This is a genomic window from Streptomyces roseifaciens (assembly GCF_001445655.1).
Taxonomy (GTDB): domain Bacteria; phylum Actinomycetota; class Actinomycetes; order Streptomycetales; family Streptomycetaceae; genus Streptomyces; species Streptomyces aureoversilis.
Genome location: NZ_LNBE01000003.1, coordinates 1,870,886 through 1,888,676 on the forward strand (window position 1 = coordinate 1,870,886; position 17,791 = coordinate 1,888,676).

18 protein-coding genes are annotated in these 17,791 nt (G+C 71.2%); 9 read left to right on the forward strand and 9 right to left on the reverse strand.

Going from position 1 to position 17,791, the window contains the following annotated elements; translation table 11 throughout:
* Positions 1-49: 49 nt before the first annotated feature.
* The 3 genes from AS857_RS13845 (at position 50) to AS857_RS13855 (ending at position 3,771) form a co-directional block, all read left to right on the forward strand.
* Complete coding sequence (locus AS857_RS13845; protein WP_058043400.1) at positions 50-1,804, forward strand: acetyl/propionyl/methylcrotonyl-CoA carboxylase subunit alpha; 1,755 nt, start codon at positions 50-52, stop codon at positions 1,802-1,804.
* A 101-nt stretch (positions 1,805-1,905) separates the two neighbouring features.
* Positions 1,906-2,895, forward strand: coding sequence for an alpha/beta hydrolase (locus tag AS857_RS13850; protein WP_079110307.1), 990 nt, complete (start codon positions 1,906-1,908; stop codon positions 2,893-2,895).
* A gap of 108 nt (positions 2,896-3,003) precedes the next feature.
* Positions 3,004-3,771, forward strand: a complete 768-nt coding sequence (locus AS857_RS13855) for a DUF6796 family protein (RefSeq protein ID WP_058043401.1) — start codon at positions 3,004-3,006, stop codon at positions 3,769-3,771.
* Between the two features lie 6 nt (positions 3,772-3,777).
* Here the strand turns inward: AS857_RS13855 and AS857_RS13860 are convergent, their stop codons facing one another.
* The gene (locus AS857_RS13860; RefSeq protein WP_058043402.1) at positions 3,778-4,242 is read right to left on the reverse strand and encodes an SRPBCC domain-containing protein; all 465 of its coding nucleotides are present in this window, start codon (positions 4,240-4,242) and stop codon (positions 3,778-3,780) included.
* A gap of 226 nt (positions 4,243-4,468) precedes the next feature.
* On the opposite strand from AS857_RS13860, the gene AS857_RS13865 reads away from it, so the two are divergent.
* Positions 4,469-5,563, forward strand: a complete 1,095-nt coding sequence (locus AS857_RS13865; protein ID WP_058043403.1) for a carboxylate-amine ligase — start codon at positions 4,469-4,471, stop codon at positions 5,561-5,563.
* Positions 5,564-5,629: 66 nt separating this feature from the next.
* On the opposite strand, the gene AS857_RS13870 is transcribed toward AS857_RS13865, so the two are convergent.
* Positions 5,630-6,163, reverse strand: a complete 534-nt coding sequence (locus tag AS857_RS13870; RefSeq protein ID WP_058043404.1) for a DM13 domain-containing protein — start codon at positions 6,161-6,163, stop codon at positions 5,630-5,632.
* Between the two features lie 198 nt (positions 6,164-6,361).
* Here AS857_RS13870 and AS857_RS41895 point away from each other — a divergent pair, with 198 nt between their 5' ends.
* Entirely contained in the window at positions 6,362-7,489 is a 1,128-nt protein-coding gene (locus AS857_RS41895; RefSeq protein ID WP_058043405.1) for a baeRF3 domain-containing protein, read from the forward strand.
* Here AS857_RS41895 and AS857_RS41900 read toward each other — a convergent pair.
* From AS857_RS41900 to AS857_RS13890, 3 genes are all read right to left on the reverse strand, one after another.
* On the reverse strand, positions 7,483-8,265 hold the full coding sequence (locus tag AS857_RS41900) for an AAA family ATPase (protein WP_275477358.1): 783 nt from the start codon (positions 8,263-8,265) through the stop codon (positions 7,483-7,485). The two genes, AS857_RS41895 and AS857_RS41900, sit on opposite strands and share 7 nt — an antisense overlap.
* A gap of 263 nt (positions 8,266-8,528) precedes the next feature.
* Positions 8,529-9,398 carry an isocitrate lyase/PEP mutase family protein gene (locus tag AS857_RS13885; protein WP_058043406.1) on the reverse strand — a complete coding sequence of 290 codons (870 nt, stop codon included), beginning with the start codon at positions 9,396-9,398 and terminating at the stop codon, positions 8,529-8,531.
* A 441-nt stretch (positions 9,399-9,839) separates the two neighbouring features.
* The gene (locus AS857_RS13890; RefSeq protein ID WP_058043407.1) at positions 9,840-10,088 is read right to left on the reverse strand and encodes a DUF1876 domain-containing protein; all 249 of its coding nucleotides are present in this window, start codon (positions 10,086-10,088) and stop codon (positions 9,840-9,842) included.
* A gap of 859 nt (positions 10,089-10,947) precedes the next feature.
* Between AS857_RS13890 and AS857_RS13895 the strand changes: the two genes are divergently transcribed.
* Positions 10,948-12,435 carry an amino acid permease gene (locus AS857_RS13895; protein ID WP_058043408.1) on the forward strand — a complete coding sequence of 496 codons (1,488 nt, stop codon included), beginning with the start codon at positions 10,948-10,950 and terminating at the stop codon, positions 12,433-12,435.
* A gap of 112 nt (positions 12,436-12,547) precedes the next feature.
* On the opposite strand, the gene AS857_RS13900 is transcribed toward AS857_RS13895, so the two are convergent.
* Positions 12,548-14,029 (reverse strand): Gfo/Idh/MocA family protein, encoded by a 1,482-nt coding sequence (locus tag AS857_RS13900; protein WP_079110310.1) that lies wholly within the window; start codon positions 14,027-14,029, stop codon positions 12,548-12,550.
* A 179-nt stretch (positions 14,030-14,208) separates the two neighbouring features.
* On the opposite strand from AS857_RS13900, the gene AS857_RS13905 reads away from it, so the two are divergent.
* Complete coding sequence (locus tag AS857_RS13905) at positions 14,209-14,847, forward strand: hypothetical protein (RefSeq protein WP_245699817.1); 639 nt, start codon at positions 14,209-14,211, stop codon at positions 14,845-14,847.
* Here the strand turns inward: AS857_RS13905 and AS857_RS13910 are convergent.
* The 3 genes from AS857_RS13910 to AS857_RS13920 form a co-directional block, all read right to left on the reverse strand.
* Positions 14,796-15,143 carry a hypothetical protein gene (locus tag AS857_RS13910; protein ID WP_063804317.1) on the reverse strand — a complete coding sequence of 116 codons (348 nt, stop codon included), beginning with the start codon at positions 15,141-15,143 and terminating at the stop codon, positions 14,796-14,798. The genes AS857_RS13905 and AS857_RS13910 overlap by 52 nt on opposite strands.
* Positions 15,144-15,260: 117 nt before the next feature.
* On the reverse strand, positions 15,261-15,734 hold the full coding sequence (locus AS857_RS13915; protein WP_058043410.1) for a hypothetical protein: 474 nt from the start codon (positions 15,732-15,734) through the stop codon (positions 15,261-15,263).
* A gap of 75 nt (positions 15,735-15,809) precedes the next feature.
* Complete coding sequence (locus AS857_RS13920) at positions 15,810-16,040, reverse strand: hypothetical protein (protein ID WP_144440805.1); 231 nt, start codon at positions 16,038-16,040, stop codon at positions 15,810-15,812.
* A gap of 393 nt (positions 16,041-16,433) precedes the next feature.
* Between AS857_RS13920 and AS857_RS13925 the strand changes: the two genes are divergently transcribed.
* On the forward strand, positions 16,434-17,165 hold the full coding sequence (locus tag AS857_RS13925) for a class I SAM-dependent methyltransferase (protein ID WP_058043412.1): 732 nt from the start codon (positions 16,434-16,436) through the stop codon (positions 17,163-17,165).
* A 346-nt stretch (positions 17,166-17,511) separates the two neighbouring features.
* Complete coding sequence (locus AS857_RS13930) at positions 17,512-17,715, forward strand: cold-shock protein (protein ID WP_030365760.1); 204 nt, start codon at positions 17,512-17,514, stop codon at positions 17,713-17,715.
* Positions 17,716-17,791 lie beyond the last annotated feature (76 nt).

The window sequence follows — 17,791 nt, forward strand, 5'->3', positions numbered from 1 at the left end:
CTGCCGACATCCGATGACTTCCGATCGTCTTTGAAAGAGGACATTCATCGTGCGCAAGGTGCTCATCGCCAACCGTGGCGAAATCGCTGTCCGCGTAGCTCGCGCGTGCCGGGATGCCGGGATTGCCAGTGTGGCGGTCTACGCGGATCCGGACCGGGACGCGCTGCATGTCCGCGCTGCTGATGAGGCGTATGCGCTGGGCGGTGACACCCCGGCGACGAGCTACCTCGATGTGGCCAAGGTGCTTGCCGCGGCGGCCGAGTCGGGGGCGGATGCCGTTCACCCCGGGTACGGCTTCCTTTCCGAGAACGCCGAGTTCGCGCAGGCCGTGCTGGATGCGGGTCTGACGTGGATCGGTCCGCCGCCGCAGGCGATCCGGGATCTGGGTGACAAGGTGGCGGCCCGTCACATCGCCCAGCGTGCGGGTGCGCCGCTGGTGGCCGGTACCGCCGACCCGGTTGCGGGGGCGGAGGAGGTCGTGGCGTTCGCGCAGGAACACGGCCTGCCGATCGCGATCAAGGCCGCTTTCGGTGGTGGCGGGCGTGGTCTGAAGGTCGCCCGCACGCTGGAGGAGGTCCCCGAGCTCTACGACTCCGCCGTCCGCGAGGCGGTCGCGGCGTTCGGGCGGGGGGAGTGCTTCGTCGAGCGCTACCTGGACCGGCCCCGTCACGTCGAGACGCAGTGCCTGGCCGACAAGCACGGCAACGTGGTGGTCGTCTCCACGCGTGACTGCTCGCTGCAGCGCCGCCACCAGAAGCTGGTGGAGGAGGCTCCGGCGCCGTTCCTGTCGGCGGAGCAGAACGCCGAGCTCTACCGTGCCTCGAAGGCGATCCTGCGCGAGGCCGGTTACGAGGGCGCGGGCACGTGCGAGTTCCTCGTCGGCCAGGACGGCACGATCTCCTTCCTGGAGGTCAACACCCGTCTGCAGGTCGAGCACCCGGTCACCGAAGAGGTCACCGGCATCGACCTGGTCCGCGAGATGTTCCGCATCGCCGACGGCGAGGAGCTCGGCTACGACGACCCGCCGCTGCGTGGTCACTCGTTCGAGTTCCGCATCAACGGTGAGGACCCGGGCCGCAACTTCCTGCCCGCTCCGGGCACGGTGACCCGCTTCGATGCGCCGACCGGTCCGGGTGTGCGCCTGGATGCGGGTGTGGAGTCGGGCAGTGTGATCGGCCCGGCGTGGGACTCGCTGCTGGCGAAGCTGATCGTCACCGGTGCCACGCGTGAGCAGGCCCTGCAGCGGGCGGCGCGGGCACTGAACGAGTTCAAGGTGGAAGGCATGGCCACGGCCATCCCCTTCCACCAGGCCGTGGTGACCGACCCCGCCTTCACCGCCGACCCCTTCCGGGTCCACACGCGGTGGATCGAGACCGAGTTCGTCAACACCATCGAGCCGTTCGCCGGAGCGGCGGCCGAGGAAGAGGGCGAGGAAGCCGGCCGCGAGACCGTCGTCGTCGAGGTCGGCGGCAAGCGCCTGGAAGTCTCCCTCCCCTCCTCCCTCGGCATGGCCATCGCCCGCACCACTGCGCCCGGCGGGGCCAAGCCCAAGCGCCGCGCCGCCAAGAAGTCCGGCTTCGCGGTCTCCGGCGACGCCCTCGCCTCCCCGATGCAGGGCACCATCGTCAAGGTCGCCGTCGAAGACGGCCAGCAGGTCGCCGAGGGCGACCTCATCGTGGTCCTGGAGGCGATGAAGATGGAGCAGCCCCTGAACGCGCACCGCGCGGGCACGGTCAAGGGCATCACCGCCGAGGTCGGCGCCTCCGTCTCCTCCGGCGCCGTCATCTGCGAAATCAAGGACTGAACTTCCGCAGCTCGCCCCGCCCCGCCCCGGACACGGCGGCCCCTGCGGGCCGCCGCACCGGGCCCCGGACCGCCACACCGACCACCGGTTCTGGAGACCCCATGAGCACCGAGACAACCGGACCCGCCACCGTCGCCGCCGCCTTCCCCGATCCGGCCTTCCCCGATCCGGCCGGCCCCGGACCGGCCGGTCCGGCGGAATCGGGTGAGCAGCAGGAGCTGTACCCCGTGGTCCCCGACGTCCGCGTCCGGGACGCCGTGCTGGATGCCGAGGGCGTCGCACTGTCGGCCCTGATCGCCACTCCGCCTCCGTGGATTCCACCGCGCGCCACCGTCTTCGCCGTCCACGGCGGCGGCATGCGGGCCGGCTACTTCGACGCCCGTGTTCACCCCGGGCAGTCGCTGCTCACGCTGGGGGCGAGCCTCGGCTTCACGGTCGTGGCGGTCGACCGCCCCGGTTACGGCCTGTCCGCCGAGCGCTTCCCCACGGGCGCCACGCTGGCCGAGCAGTCGGGTCTGCTGCACGCCGCGCTCGCCCAGTACGCGCGCCGCCACGACACCGGCGCGGGCATGTTCCTCCTCGCGCACTCCTACGGCGGCAAACTGGCCCTGCACGCTCTGGCCGACGACCGCGGCGCGGCATTCCTGGGAGCGGACATCTCCGGGATCAGCCACCGCTACGCCGTCGACGTCCAGGACCCGCAGGCCTTCCACAGCCGCAGGACCTGGAGCCGGCACTGGGGACGCCTCGACCTCTACCCGCCGGGCGCCTTCCGCGCGGTCAAGCCCCTGGTGACGCCGATGCCGCTGCGCGAAGCGGCCGAAGCCCTGCGCTGGGGCGAGGAGTTCCCCGGACTGGCCGCCCGGGTCCGTGTTCCCGTGCGCTTCACCTTCGCCGAGCACGAGGGCTGGTGGCGTCATGACGAGGAGACGATCGACTCGATGCGTACGGCCTTCCCGGCCGGCGCGCAGGTGCTCTTCGACCGTCAGCCGGCCGCCGGACACAACATCAGCCTCGGCTGGGCCGCTCGTTCGTATCACCTGCGCGCCCTGGCCTTCTTCGAGGACTGTCTGCTGCCGCGCACGGCCTGACGGCCGGTCAGCAGTGACTGGCCGGCAGGGGTCGGCCGGCAAGGCCTGGGCCTCCGGATGCGATCAAGATAGGTTAGCCTCACCTAAGTTGACCGGGGAGGTCGTCCCATGACGTCGAGCAACGTGGCCGAGTCGCCGTCCGTCGCACCGTCACCGCTCGCAGGTGACGGAGCAGGCAGCGGATGGATACGCATCGCCGGGCTCTCGGGGGTGCTGGCCTCGATCGCCTGGCTCGCCGGGGACATTCTCCTGCTGGGCAAACCCATGGGGACCGCCGGCCAGTACCCCCTGCTGGCCTCGTACGACGGCACGGCCCGTGACTCGCTGGCGGCCATGCTGCCCGCCTCCACGACGCGGCTGGCCTGGGGAGCGCTGCTCGGCGTCCTCACCGGTCCGCTCTATCTGGTGGCGTGCCGGCACCTGCGGTACGGCCTGAGTCCCGCCCCGCGCCGGTGGTCCCTGCCGCCGTATCTGCTGCTGACCGCCGGCTTCGCACTGGCCCCGTTCGCCCACGGCTCCTTCTACTACTGGGGGCAGGCCGCCAAGGCTGTCCACGAGTCCGGCGCCCGTTCCGAGGCCCTGATCGCGCTGCCGGGCGACATCGCCACGGTGCTGTTCATCCCCTACGTGGTGCTCCTGGTGTGCTGGGTGGCCGGGTCCGTATGGATGGCCGCCTGCATCCTGCGCGGGGGGACGGCCTTCCCCCGGTGGATGTGCGTGGCGAACCCCCTGGTCTTCATCCCCGTCGGCATGCTCCTGACCAAGGCACTGCCGGGGGCTGCGGGAACCGCGGTGCAGGGCGCGGCGCTCAGCGTGGGGAACCTGCTGCTCTTCACCCTGTCGACCGCCGTCCTGTGGAAGCGGCGCCGGGGGTGACCGGCGTCAAGGCCGGGGGAGGGCCTCGTCCCGGGGGCCATGCGCCGTCTCCGCCCGTTTCTTCAATGCTTTGTTGAGGGCCTCGAAGTCCGTGACGGTGGCGGTGATGCTCCGGCGCAGGAAGGGCACCAGCAGGCCGGTGAACTTCTCGCTCTGCACGACGCGGGTGCCGCCCCCGTCCAGGTCCGTGAGGACGAAGCGGTGTTCGCCGCTGAACAGGCCGGGCAGCACGGTCCGGCCGAGCCAGCGCAGCTCCTCGGCGGGGGCTGCGGCCTTGACCGTCGGGCGGAAGGTCATCGGCCGTCTGCCGGTGGGGAACACCCTCAGCTTCAGCCGCCGGCCGGGGGCGGCCGTTCCCGAGGCATGCCGGATGAAGGGATTCCACTCCTCGTAGCGCGGCAGGTCCGTCAGGACCTGCCAGACCCGCTCGGGTGTGGCGGCGATGTCGATCACGGTGGCTATCTCCCGCACCGGCGTCTCCCTCTGCTCCGTGCCGCAGGTATCTCCCGCAAGGCTCAGTATTGGCCGGAACGGGGCCGTCGGCCTGTCCGGACCGGCCGGCCCGGGCCCGTCGCGCATCTGGAGCAGCCGCTGTTACCGGCCGCGGCCACCGGGCACACCTGCAGCAGCCGGGCCCCTCCCGCACCGGGATCCGGGGTTCCGGCGCGGCCGTGCGGACGAGAGGGCGGATGGACGCATGATCACGATGGGGGTGGAGGAGGAGTACCTGCTCCTGGACCCCGTCACGGCGCTGCCGGTGCCGCTGGCGGACGCAGTGCGTGCGGCGTCCGGCATGGAGGCGATGACCGAGGCGCGGGAGGTCCAGACCGAACTGCTGCAGGCCCAGTTGGAGGCTGCCACTCCGGTCTGTACCGGCCTGGCCGAGGTCGGCGGGCACCTGCTGCGGCTGCGCCGTGCGATCGGCGCCGCCGCGCAGAAGGCGGGCTGCCGGCCCGTGGCCTGCGGAACCGCGCCGCTGGCCGGGGGTGCGCCGGTCGCGGTCACCGAGGGGGAGCGTTACCAGGCGCTCCAGGCGCAGGGGGCGCGTCTGGTCGACGAGCAGCTCGTCAACGGCATGCACGTGCACGTGGGGGTGCCGGACCGCGCCCGGGCGGTGGGTGCGCTGAACCGGCTGCGGCCCTGGCTGCCGGTACTGGTGGCCATGGGGGCGAACTCCCCGCTGTGGCGGGGGAGGGACACCGGGTTCGCCAGCTGGCGGACGGTGGTCTTCGGCCGCTGGCCGGTCAGCGGCCCGCCGCCGCAGTTCGAGGGGCCCGGCGACTACGACCGCCGCGTCGGCGCCCTGCTCAGAGCCGGAGCGATCCTGGACACGGGGCAGCTCTACTGGCAGGCGCGGGTCTCCGAGCGCTACCCCACCCTCGAAGTGCGGGCCCTGGACGTACAGCTCACCGTCGAGGACGCGGTCCTCTTCGCCGGGATCGTGCGTGCTCTGGTGGCCACGGCCCTGCGCGAGGATCGGGAGGGCGTGCCGCTCGCACCGTGCCCGCCGGAGATGCTCCACGCGGCCAACTGGCATGCCGCCCGGTACGGGCTGCACCGAGGCCTGATCGACGCCCACGGCCGGCGCCGCGGCCCCGGCGAGGCGGTCGGCGACCTCCTCGCACACATCACCCCCGCCCTGGACGAGGCCGGGGACACGCGCGAGGTCAACCGCCTGCTGCGGCTCTTCCTCGACCGCGGCGCCCCGGCCGACCGCCAGCGCCGCGCCCTCGCCTCCGGCGGGCTGCAGGCCCTGGTCGCCCTGGCGGCCACGGAGAGCCCGGAGCACTAGTCCGCACCGGAAGGCCCGACCCGGCGCGTACGGCGCGCGCCGGACCGGGTGCCCCCAGCCTGACGGTCAGGCGCGGGTGAGGGCGGTCGCCCCGAACGAGACGTCGAAGCGGTCGCACCAGATGCTGACGCTGGTGTAGCGGTTGAGGTCCACGCCCGCGGGCAGGGCGTAGTTCTGGTCGCCCTTGTTCCCCTTGAGCGAGCCCAGGCTGACATGCGCGCCGTCGTCGAAGACGTGCCAGCCCTCGCGCCCGGGCTTCACGGGGGCGTCGCTGATCAGGACCTTCAGCTCGGGGCCGTTGCTGGTGTCGAGGTTCTCCAGGCGCAGGGTGCGCGTCCCGTCGGGCAGCTGGAGGATGCGCACCGTCCCGCTGGTGCGGTGCTCGTGGCTGATCAGCTCACCGGTGGCCAGCGTCCGCACACCACCGGTGCCGTCCGGCCGCCCGGCGCCGGTGACCGCCGGGACGGACTCCCGCACGGTCTCGTCCACCCACAGTTTCCACGGCTGGAACCACACCAGGCCCACGGCCAGCGCGAGAGCCCCCGCGATCAGTACCCCGATGACGGCCGGCTTGCGCAGCACCCGTCGTACACGTCCCATCTCTGCCTCCGAAAAGCCGGCGTGTCCACTCACTCCTTACGACGGTTTCCAGCCGGTCCGGCGCTCCCGAAAACTGATGACGAAAGTCTTACGCCGCCCGCCGGAAGTGGTTCGTTTGGTGGCGCTGGAGTGGCTGGGATACGGCATTTCTGCTGATCTGTAATGGTCCCGGAGGCTGCAGGCGGTAGGAGAACACCCATGGACATCGGCGACCTGACCGACGAGATCCTCCGTGATCTGCGGGGACCGCGTCCCTACCCGGCGGTGTCGCTGCTCGTGCCGACGACCCGGCGCGACCCCTTCAGCCCCGAGGATCCCGTCCGGCTGCGGAACACCGTCGCGGAGGCCAAGCGCCGGCTGGCCGAGGACGCGGGGGTCTCCCGCGCCGCCCGGATGGACGTCGAGTCGCACCTGGACGCCGCCGTCGCCGAAGTGGATCTGACGCACGCGAGCGACGGGCTGCTCGTCCTCGTGGCCCCCGGCGAGCACCACGTCTGGTACGTGCCGCGCGCGGTGCCCCAGCGCGTGGTGATCGCCAAGACGTTCCTCACCCGCAACCTCGTGGCCGCCGTCCGCGTGGAGGAGCCCTACTGGGCCCTCGCCCTCTCCAAGGGCGAGGCGCGGCTGTGGGACGGCGCCGGCGACGCCCTCGCCGAGGCCGACGCGAACGGCTTCCCCGTGCAACCCGCCCTGCCCGATCACCAGGACGCCATGCCGGGCCGGCACTTCGACATGCCCGTCCGCGAGGAGGGCCACGTCGAGCGCGAGCGGCAGTACCTGCGCACGGTCGCCGCCGCTCTCACCCGCGTCCTCGAACAGCACCCCCGCCCGCTGTACGTGGTGGGCCTGCGCGAGCTCACCTCGCACTTCAGGGAAGCCCTCCCCAACCGGGTGATCACCGCCGAGGTCGAGAGCGGCGGCGCCCCCGGCAAGAGGGGCCACGACCTCCTGGAACTGCTCCGCCCGGCCTTCGCGGAACGCCGCCAGGCCCGCCGGGACGACGTGCTGCAGCGGCTGAGCGACGCGCGCGGGGCACGCCGCTTCACCTCGGGTCTCGACGAGATCTGGCAGACCGTGCGGCAGGGCCGGGTGGCCCTCCTCGCGGTCGAGGACCACTACCAGGCGGCCGTCCGCACGGACGGCAACGGCGGGCACCCCCAGCTGGTGGAGGCCCCTGTCGAACCCCTCAGTGCGGATCCCTCCCTCCACGAGGACGCCGTGGACGAGATCGTGGAGAGCGCGCTCGACAGCGGCGCGGACGTCGAGTTCCTCCCGGACGACACGCTCGCCGGGGAGGACCGCCTCGCCGCGGTCCTGCGCTACTGAGTCACGGAGCGGTCGGTCCGAAGCTCCCGGGAGACCCGGGAGTCCCGGAATTCCAGCGCGGAGACGTGCTCGCGGGTGCCGGCGCCCAGGAGCACCAGGGACGCGGCCTCCGCGACGTCCGCCGGCACCGCTCCGTTGCCCTCGCCGCGTCCGGGTGCGGCGTCCAGGGCGCGGAGCAGCTTGCGGAGACCTCGATCGTGCCGGGTGAAGACGCGCTCGCGGACCCAGCGACCCCGCGCCCGCTGCCCTTCCAGCGCCTGCGCCGTCCCCACGTCCAGCAGCACCAGGTGCAGCTGGTGGCCGCGGAGCCCGGCTTCACGGGCCAGCCAGCGCCGCATCCAGGGGCGGCTTCCGCAGTCGTGCACCAGAACCGGCCGCCCGCTGCGTACCGCTGCACGGATCCGGAAGAAGTGCTCCAGGCGGGCGCAGGGGCGGTAGAGCGCGTACGGCAACCGGTCGGGCATGCGCGCCTCCCACCTCTCGTGGGCGGTGCGCGGATCGACGGCGGGAGCCGCGGGCGACCAGCGCCGCAGCAGGGTGCTCTTGCCGCTGCCGGGCAGCCCCGACACCACGACGACCGACCCCGCCGGGTACGACAGCACCGCCGGAGCCCGGCTGCCCGGGGCCCGCAGGTCGACCACGCCCTCCGGGCGCAGCCCGGCGACGGGCGCGGGCGGGGATGCGGGCGCAGACGGGGATACGGGGGCGGGAACGGCCCCCCGGCGTATCCCCGAAGGACCCGCCGCCGCGCTGTCTGTGGTTCCGGTCCGGCTCACGGTCTGTCGTCCCCTGCCCATCGCCTGCTGTGTCCGCAGCATCGAACGTACCGCCGGCAGGGCGGTGCGCGGCCCCGGCCGGGAGCAGGGGCAGTTCTTCAGACGCCGCCGCGCCCCCCGCCGGTTCACCGGAGGCCCCTACCGGTTCACCGGGTGGGCGGCGGCGGCGGGCGGTGGCGGGCGGCGGGGCGGAGGCGGTCGCAGGGCGGAGCCCGGGGCCGGGCCGAGGGGAAGGACCCGGCCCCGGGCCGGTCGGGGACGGCTCAGCGGGCGGTCGCCGCAGTGATCAGGGACCGGTCGTGGTGGCGGCTGATGTTCTTCTCCAGCAGCGTCAGGCACTCGGCGACGCCGATGCTGGAAGCGGTGTGCTCGGGCAGCCGTCCGTCCCGTGTCCTGAGCTCCGTCAGCGCCTGGTCCATGGCCGACTGCGCGGCGAAGAGGCAGGGGGTGCTGTAGATCGCCACGTCGACGCCGAGCCCGGTCAGCTCCGGCAGCGAGAGCCGGGGCGACTTGCCGCCGGCGATCTGGTTGAACAGCAGCGGCTTGTCCCCGATGACGTCCCGGACCTTGCGGATCCAGTCGACGCTGCGGACGCCGTCGACGAGCAGGACGTCCGCGTCGGTGGCGGCCAGGGCCTTCGCGCGGCGCAGGATCTCGTCCTCCTCCGTGGCGTCGGTACGGGCGACGACGACGAGGTCGCGGCGGGAGTCGAGGACCATGTCGAGCTTGTCCAGGTACTCCTGCAGGGGAAGGATCTGCTTGCCGTCGACGTGACCGCAGCGCCGCGGACGCTGCTGGTCCTCGAGGATCACGCCCGAGGCGCCGACGGCCTCGAGCTGCTGGACGGCGTGGCAGGCGGTCTCGGGGTCGACGTAACCGTCGTCGATGTCGACGAGCAGGTGCTGGGCGGGGAAGGCGAGGCGCAGCCGCTGCACGAAGGCGACGATGTCGGGCCAGGCTATGAAGCCAATGTCGGGGAGCCCGTAGTGGGAGGCGGCGAATCCGAATCCGGAGACGAACATGCCGTCGTAGTGCTGGGCCGCCACGGAGGCGGAGAACATGTCGAAGATGCCGATGAGCGGGGTGGTGCCGTCCGAGGCGATGGCGTCGCGTAGCCGGGCGGGGTGGTTCACGGTACCCTCCGAGGACTGGGTTGGCGTGTGTCGGACCCGTTGCGGCCGCTGTCTTTGACGGAAGCCCGCAGCGGCAACGGGGAGCGTGCGCTGACCGGAGGCCCTGGGGGCACGCCGTCGCATGGCGCGCCCCCAGGGCCTTTTTGCTGTGGATCCCTGTGCCTACGGCTGCTGTTGATGTGCCGTCAGGTGACATCGGGAGATTAGGTCAAGAGATAGTCATGCGGCAATATATGCAAGGTAAAGGCGTGTGGCCGGCGATGCATTCACGCCGACCACACGCGCCCCGGGACCTCTGGCCGTCAGCCCCTGCCGGAGGCCGCTCCGCAGCTGAACCAGCCCTTCCGGCCCCGGCGTCGCCCGCTCGCATATGCCGGTGGATCGGCCGGATCTCACGGGTCGCCCCTCGCTCCCGGGGCTCCTCGCCGGGCGCCGCCGGGGCTACTGCTTGGTGAGGTTCCTGGCCTCGGCGCGCCCCTTGAGTTCGAGCTGTTCGGCGAGGTCGCGGAGCGCACGGGCGCCGGCGATCTCCTCGCCGATGCGGGGCTCGTTCGGGTCCTGCGGGTCGCGAGTGGAGGAGGTGCGCGCGCGGAGCTCCGTGCCGTCGCGCAGCCGGAGGAGGGCGGCGGCCCGGGTGTGGGATTCGTCCTCGTCGAATTCGATTTCTACGTGCCAGCCGGCGACCTGCATGGGTGGACACCTCCGCCGTTCGAGCTTCTGTGGCGGCCAATGTAAGTCGCTGCCGTGCCGCCGCCGCGTCCCGCGCGCCCGCGCGCTCCCAGGTCCACCCGTCCGGCTGCCCGGCCGTCCCCGTGTCGGCTCCCTCCGCATTCCTCCCGCTTCCGTCCGGGCCGGACGTCCGCCCCTGCTCCGTGTAACCAGCACGTTTTGCCTGGGGCAAGTAATGCAAGATCACGGACGTGTGGCCTTGATCACATCGGTCAGGGGTATGGCGCGAAAACGGTCATGTACCGCCGTGCCATTCGTGCTGCGCGAATCCCTTTGTATGTCTGGAAAATGCCCGTCCTGCGCACTCTGACCAGCGCAGACCGAGCGCTTACCGGCGGAAATATCAATTCCCTGTGAACTCTTGACGGCGCCCTTACACGCCTCACACCATTCACGGCATGGAGTCCACCGACAGCCGGCCGAGCACCGAGGCGCAGCAGCGCCCCGGCGCCATGCCGTGCCACGGGGCGCACACGCCCCACGGCAGGCCGGCCCGTCGCACGACGACACCCGGCCGGCGGCGGCCCTTAAAGGGCTGACCTCCCCGCGCCACCTGCAGCGCCCAGGGCGATGACGGAAGCACCGTCCTCCCCGGGCCACGCACCCCCACGCCCGCGCCTACCGGCCTGCCCTCCCGGCAGACCCCTCCTGGGGCTGCCCACAGGCAGCCGGAGGCACCCCGGCCACAGGCCGGCGGGCATCGCTTCACCCCTCGGAGAAGACCGGCGTCGCCAGCCGGCCCTCCGGGTAACCGGGTCGCTCCCCCTCCGAGCACCACCGCGTCCCGGTCCTGCCCCCTCCAGCGAAGGCGAAGAACCACATGAGTGACCGCACCCTCACTGCGGCCGAACCCCAGCCCGCCGCCACGGCGGCGCCGACGGCCTCCACGCACGTGGACGCCGGCGATGCCGGGTACAGCAAGGACCTCAAGTCCCGCCACGTCAACATGATCGCCATTGGTGGAGCGATCGGCACCGGACTCTTCCTCGGTGCCGGTGGCCGTCTCCACAGTGCCGGTCCGTCCCTCTTCATCGCCTACGCGGTGTGCGGCCTCTTCGCCTTCTTCGTCGTGCGTGCGCTCGGCGAGCTCGTGCTCTACCGCCCCTCCTCCGGAGCCTTCGTCTCCTACGCCCGTGAGTTCATGGGCGAGAAGGGCGCCTTCACCGCCGGCTGGCTCTACTTCCTGAACTGGGCCACCACCGGCATCGCGGACATCACCGCCGTGGCCACCTACACGCACTACTGGGGAATGTTCAGCGACATCCCCCAGTGGGTCCTCGCGCTGATCGCCCTCGCGGTCGTGCTCACCGTGAACCTGATCTCGGTGAAGTACTTCGGCGAGATGGAGTTCTGGTTCGCGATCATCAAGGTCGCCGCGATCACCCTCTTCATGGTCGTCGGCATCTTCCTGCTGGCCAGCCAGCACAGCGTCGGCGACTCGACCCCGGGCCTGGCGAACATCACCGACCACGGCGGCATCTTCCCGACCGGTGTCATGCCGATGCTGCTCGTCATCCAGGGCGTCGTCTTCGCCTACGCCTCCGTCGAGCTGTGCGGTGTGGCCGCGGGTGAGACCAAGAACCCCGAGAAGATCATGCCGAAGGCGATCAACTCGATCATGTGGCGTGTCGGCCTGTTCTACGTGGGCTCGGTCGTGCTGCTCGCGCTGCTGCTCCCCTTCACCGAGTACGTCGCCGGCGAGAGCCCGTTCGTCACCGTCCTGTCGAAGATCGGCGTGCCGTACGCGGCCGGCGTGATGAACCTCGTGGTCCTCACCGCCGCCCTCTCCAGCCTGAACTCCGGCCTGTACTCCACCGGCCGCATCCTGCGCTCGATGGCGATGTCGGGCTCCGCGCCGAAGTTCACCGGCCTGATGAACAAGGGCCAGGTGCCCTACGGCGGCATCCTGCTCACCGCGTTCTTCTGTGTCCTCGGTGTCGGTCTGAACTTCGTCGTCCCGGCGGACGCCTTCGAGATCGTGCTGAACTTCGCCGCGATCGGCATCATCGGCACCTGGGGCATGATCATGGTCTGCTCCCTGCTCTTCTACCGCCGCTCCAAGGAGGGCCGGGTCACCCGCCCCGGCTACAAGCTCCCCTGGGCGCCGTACACCCAGATCGTCACCCTGATCTTCCTGGCCGGCGTGCTCGGCATCATGGCGTCCGAGCCCGGCGCCGGCCGCACCACGGTGCTGTGCCTGCCGATCATCGCGGCGATGCTGGTCGCCGGCTGGTTCCTCGTGCGCGGCCGGGTCGCAAAGACCCAGCGCGAGAACGAGCTCGCCCGTGCGGAGGCCGGTCAGTCCTGACCGGGTGAAGCCCCGCCGGTCCTGACCGGCTGAGAACGACGAGAGGCGCCCGACCCGGGAGACCGGGGCGGGCGCCTCTTCGCATGCCTGCCGTCCGCTGCCCGCCCGCCCGCTACGGCTTCGCCGAGTCCACCCCCGGCCGCCCGGCGCGCCACTGCCCCCGCGTGAAGTCCGGGATCTCCTGCGGCGCGCCCTTCGCCTTGATGGAGGCGTGGCTCAGCGGAACCGGCGCGCTCCACGTCGCCGCGTCGTAGACGTCGAAATCGGGCACCAGCCCCTGCTGCATGCACTGCATGAGCCGGAAGATCATGATGTAGTCCATGCCGCCGTGCCCGCCCGGCGGGTTCGCGTGCTCCTTCCACAGCCAGTGGTCCCACTCCGCGTACGCCCCGAAGTCGCCCCACTCGTCCCCGGACATCTCCGGCTCCAGATAGATCCGCGGCGGGTAGTCCTCGAACGCCCCCTTCGTGCCGCCCAGCGCGTTCACGCGGCTGTAGGGGTGGGGGTTGCTGACCGCGTGCTCCAGGCGGATCACACGCCCCCGCGCCGTCTGCACGAGGCTGACCGACATGTCGCTGCCGACGTACGTCTCCTTCCAGCTCGCATCGCCGGGCGGCATGTGCTGCGCGCGGTAGGCGGCCAGGCCTGCGGCGGGGGAGCCGAACGTCGTGATCCGCACGGCCCGGTCCCCGCGGTTGACGTCCATGTAGTTGGCGACCGGCGCGAAGCCGTGAGTGGGGTAGACGTCCCCTCGCAGCCGGGTGTGCCACCGCCGCCGCCACGGCCCCTCGTAGTACGTCGGCGAGAACATCAGCTCCCGCAGGTCGTGGATGTAGGCCCCCGCCCCGTGCAGCAGCTCGCCGAACTTCCCCGCGTGAGCCATGCGCAGCACGCGCATCTCGTTCCTGCCGTAGCAGCAGTTCTCCAGCTGCATGCAGTGCCGCCGCGTGCGCTCGGACAGGTCCACCAGGCGCCACAGCTGATCGAGTTCCATGGCGGCCGGACACTCCACCCCGACGTGCTTGCCCGCGGTCAGGGCCGCCTCGGCCATCGGGAAGTGCCACTCCCACGGCGTGGCCACGTACACGAAGTCGACGTCGCCGCGCCCGCACAGCTGCCGGAAGTCGTCCTCGCCCTTGGTGTAGAGCGCAGGCGCCGGCTGGCCGGCCGACCTGACCTTGGCCGCGACCTTCTCCGCCTTCGCCCGCACCGTGTCGCACAGCGCCACCACGCGCACCCCGGGCACCGCCAGGAACAGCTCCGTCATCGCGCTGCCGCGGTTCCCCAGCCCGACGATCCCGACCCGCACCGTGCTGCGCCGCTCGAACGGCACTCCGATCATGGTCTCGCCCTGGCGCCGCGGCGCCGCTGCTGCTGCGGCGGGGGAGGCTGTCGCCTGGGCCAGCCCGAGGCCCAGGCCCGCACCGGCGCCCGCCGCGCCCGCGGACTTCAGGACGAGGCGGCGGCTGACATCGGGGGTCTGCTCCCGGCCCTCGACGGAGGTGTGGGGACTGGGGCTCTCAAGGTGATCGACGTGATCGGGGTGATCGACGTGATCAAGGTGCCTGGGGTTCTGCGGGGCTGACTCGTGCATCGGTCCTCCTGGACACAAGGGGCTGATGTGAGCTGCGGCGCGTACGTGAACCTCGCTGACTTCGGTTAGTGACCCTGACGGGTGTGATGCGTGCTACGCAAGAGGGCTCGCACGACGAGATGCAGCCGGATAGCCGGACGGCCGACGGGCTCCGGGGACCCGGTGTTTAGGGTGGCGGCATGGGTAATGAGTTCGGCGGGGCGGGGGACAGCCTCTGCATGTCCAACGGCGGGACGGCCGTCTTCGTCGACGTGCTGTGGCTGGCGGTATCGGAACTGGCGGACCGCCCCTGGGACTTCCGCTTCGCCTCGCTGCTGGCTCTGCAGGACCAGAACGTGATGGGGCGAGGCGTGGTCGGCTTCGACCTGGAGGACATCGACTGGGGGGACACCCCGTCCGAGCGGGCCGAGGCCAAGGACTTCGTCCTGCGGGTCATCGACCTCGCACTGCAGCGGCACCGCTGGGACGAGCTGGGATACGAGCCGCCCTACGCGCCCAAGTACCTGCAGCACTTCCGGGCCATGGTCGAGGCCTTCGTCCCGGCCCCGCTCCCCGACCGGGCCGGAGACGACGTCTTCCCCGGCCCGGACACGGCCGTGACGACCTCCTGCGTGCCCCACCGGGTCCTGAACGCCCTGCCGCACTGGGACGGCTGCGTCTTCTGCACCGCGGGAAGCGTGTTTCCGTCCTCACCCTCGGCGGCTGCGGAGGGGCAGGTGCGGGAAGCCGGGCATGCGGGCCCTGTTCAGTCTCATGCGGGCCCTGTTCAGTCTTCGGAGTCCGAGGACGCATCGTCCTCGAAGAACTGGGTCTCGTAGTAGTCCATCAGCTGCTCGGCGGTGTGCCCGTTCGTGCGGGCGAAGTCCTGCGCGATGGCGGCCGCCCAGTTCCCCAGGGACAACGCGAGCGCCACCACCCCGTCCGTGCCGTGCTCGGCCTCGATGCTCTTGATGGTGGCCAGGTTCACCCACGGCACCACCCCGGGCTCCGACTCCGGCACCGTCCGGCGCAGCAGCTGGATCACGGTGCGCGTCATCTGCGGTTGCAGCGGGCGCAGCCGCTCGCGCTCCTCCTGGATCCTGGCGACGATGCGGGCGCGCTCTTCCCTGTTCACGGTGTTCCCCATTCCCCCCGTCCGGTGGTGGCGAGGGCCCACCGTAGGGCCGGTGCAGGGGGCCGGGTGGCGGGATTCGAGGATTGAACACCATCTGTACCCCCCGGTACCCGCGGATCAGCGGGCGGGCGGACCGGGCCGGGCGGCCGGGGCGTACGGGACCAGCGTGGACGAGGGGTCGTCGGCGGACGTCACGGTCCGCTTGCCGCGGGCGAAGGAGAGGGCGAACTCGATCTCCTCGTCGACCGTCAGGGTGGTCACGGGTGCGTCGGAGAACGGTGGCTTCTCGGGGCCGATGCGGTAGCCGGTACGGATCAGCCGGTCGTCCGGACCGCTGTGGTCCACGGCGGCGAGACCGTTGCTGTGAAGGGCCCATTGCCCGCTGACCTGCCAGGTGCAGCGCAGCTCCAGTCGGCCGGGGGCCGGGCAGTGCCAGCGGAACCGGGAGATGCTCAGCTCGGTGCTGATGCCTTCGAAGCGGCTCCAGCCCCGGCCGTCGGCCAGGAACACGAGTTCACTCGTCTCCATGGCGCCCACGTCGAAGGGGGCGCTGCGCCACTGGCCGGTCAACTGCTCGTCGAGAAAGGTCACCCAGAGATTATTCCTGCACCGCGTGCCGCGGCGCCGGGAGCTCCGGCACCGCGGGGGGCGGCGATGCGTGGCTGGTCACCGGAGGGCGATACGGCTGGAAGCCTCCCTGGGGAGCTTGTCGTTGACGAAGGAGACGGTGTCGCCGAGGGGGCTGTCCTCGACATTGGCGAGATGGGTGACGTTGGAGAGGCGGTGCATCAGCGGCCGGGGGCTGATCCCGCCGCCCCCGCCGGCCGCCTCGGCGGTGCCGGCTGCGGAGACGGCGCCGCACACCAGAAGGGTCGATCCCACAGCAATACGCGTCACGATGCGGTTCTTCATGCCCTGCCAAACGACGCATGGGAGCAATCGACACGCATTGCCGCATCGAGGGTTCTAAGGCACATCAGACACATGAAACACATTATGGATAAAGGGTGGTTGATGTGCTGCGACCGGAGGCCCCGATCCGGCTCGTGAAGCCTTCGGGCGGGGGTCCGGAAAGATCGTCGGGAAACCCGGCCCGGCGCCGCCGGAACCGACCTCTGAGCGGCCTTCGCCGGGGGCGCGCACGGCCGTTCGACCCCCTCCGCGGGTGGCACCCTTCCCTACCGCCCCCGGTCCCCTCGCGCGGCCGGGTACGGCTTCCAGGAATGGCCTCTGACCTGGGCTTTCGTGTCATTCCAGCCTACGATCGAGGCCACGGGAAAGGGGGTCCGGATGGACCGGAACATCCGTACGGTGGACGACGTCCTGAGGCTGCTGGACGGCCTGTTCGCACCGGAGGCCGACCGCTGGACGACCGGCGCGGCGTCCTGGTGGGACGGCTTCTACGAGGACCGCTCCAGGCCGGTGCCGTTCTTCGTGGACAAGCCCGACGAGAGCCTGGTCTCGTACCTCGACCGCGGCCTGATCGCTCCCGGCCGCGCCCTCGACCTGGGCTGCGGCCCGGGCCGCAACGCGATCCACCTCGCCTCGCGGGGCTTCGAGGTCGACGCCGTCGACCTCTCCCCGGCGGCAATCGCCTGGGCGGAGGACCGCGCCCGGGAGGCGGGGGCCGAGGTCCGGTTCCGGTGCGGCGACGCCTTCGCCCTCGTCGGCGAGGAACTCGACGGCCAGTACGACCTGATCTACGACTCCGGCTGCTTCCACCACCTGCCGCCGCATCGCCGGATCAGCTACCTCGCCCTCCTCGACCGGGCCCTCGCGCCCGGCGGCCGGTTCGCCCTCACCTGCTTCGCGGCCGGCGAGATGGGCTCCGAGATCCCCGACGCGGACTTCTACCGCCAGGCCCGCCTCCACGGCGGTCTCGCGTACTCGCCGGAGTCGCTGCGCCGGATCTTCTGCGACCTCGAGGAGGCCGACCTGCGCCGCATGCGCGACGAGCCGTCCGGGTCGTCCTCCTTCGGCGAGCCCTTCCTCTGGGCGGCGCTCTTCCGTCGCGCGGCGTGACGTCGTACGGCGTGATCCGGTGACGCAGCATGACGCAGCATGACGCAGTGTGCCGGGCGGTGAACATCTGCCGTCGTAGCTGCAGAAATAGCCCGGCGGGGCCCGGATTTTTTCACCCGATGGTGGGGCGGAAAAAAATTTCTGCCCACCTGAGGTCGGTTCCGTGCTACTGTCTTTTCAGTTGCAGTTGTGGTTCCCAAAGACTTGCAAGTGTGTCCGGTCGGCCTCCAGCCGACGGAAGCACTTATTTGTATTTCCGGCTTTTCTTTTCCGGACGGGCAATCATCTCGGCGATGCGGGGCTCGCGCAGTGCGGTCCCCGGGTAACGCCCCGAAGGAGATTTACTATGGCTACTGGCACCGTGAAGTGGTTCAACGCGGAAAAGGGCTTCGGCTTCATCGAGCAGGACGGCGGCGGCGCTGACGTCTTCGCCCACTACTCGAACATCGCCACCCAGGGCTTCCGTGAGCTTCAGGAAGGCCAGAAGGTGACCTTCGACGTCACGCAGGGCCAGAAGGGCCCGCAGGCGGAGAACATCCTTCCCGCCTGACGCCTGTGCCTGACGCCCGGCGTCTGACGCGTTGACGTAGCTGGGGCCCGCACTTTGGGTGCGGGCCCCAGCTCGT

Coding starts and splice junctions, on each gene's coding strand:
- AS857_RS13930 (WP_030365760.1), top strand. CDS start 17,512: ATGGCTACTGGCACCGTGAAGTGGTTCAACGCGGAAAAGGGCTTCGGC.
- AS857_RS13905 (WP_245699817.1), top strand. CDS start 14,209: ATGGGTAATGAGTTCGGCGGGGCGGGGGACAGCCTCTGCATGTCCAAC.
- AS857_RS13890 (WP_058043407.1), bottom strand. CDS start 10,088: ATGCAGGTCGCCGGCTGGCACGTAGAAATCGAATTCGACGAGGACGAA.
- AS857_RS13850 (WP_079110307.1), top strand. CDS start 1,906: ATGAGCACCGAGACAACCGGACCCGCCACCGTCGCCGCCGCCTTCCCC.
- AS857_RS13900 (WP_079110310.1), bottom strand. CDS start 14,029: ATGCACGAGTCAGCCCCGCAGAACCCCAGGCACCTTGATCACGTCGAT.
- AS857_RS13925 (WP_058043412.1), top strand. CDS start 16,434: ATGGACCGGAACATCCGTACGGTGGACGACGTCCTGAGGCTGCTGGAC.
- AS857_RS41895 (WP_058043405.1), top strand. CDS start 6,362: ATGGACATCGGCGACCTGACCGACGAGATCCTCCGTGATCTGCGGGGA.
- AS857_RS13855 (WP_058043401.1), top strand. CDS start 3,004: ATGACGTCGAGCAACGTGGCCGAGTCGCCGTCCGTCGCACCGTCACCG.
- AS857_RS13865 (WP_058043403.1), top strand. CDS start 4,469: ATGATCACGATGGGGGTGGAGGAGGAGTACCTGCTCCTGGACCCCGTC.
- AS857_RS13870 (WP_058043404.1), bottom strand. CDS start 6,163: ATGGGACGTGTACGACGGGTGCTGCGCAAGCCGGCCGTCATCGGGGTA.
- AS857_RS13895 (WP_058043408.1), top strand. CDS start 10,948: ATGAGTGACCGCACCCTCACTGCGGCCGAACCCCAGCCCGCCGCCACG.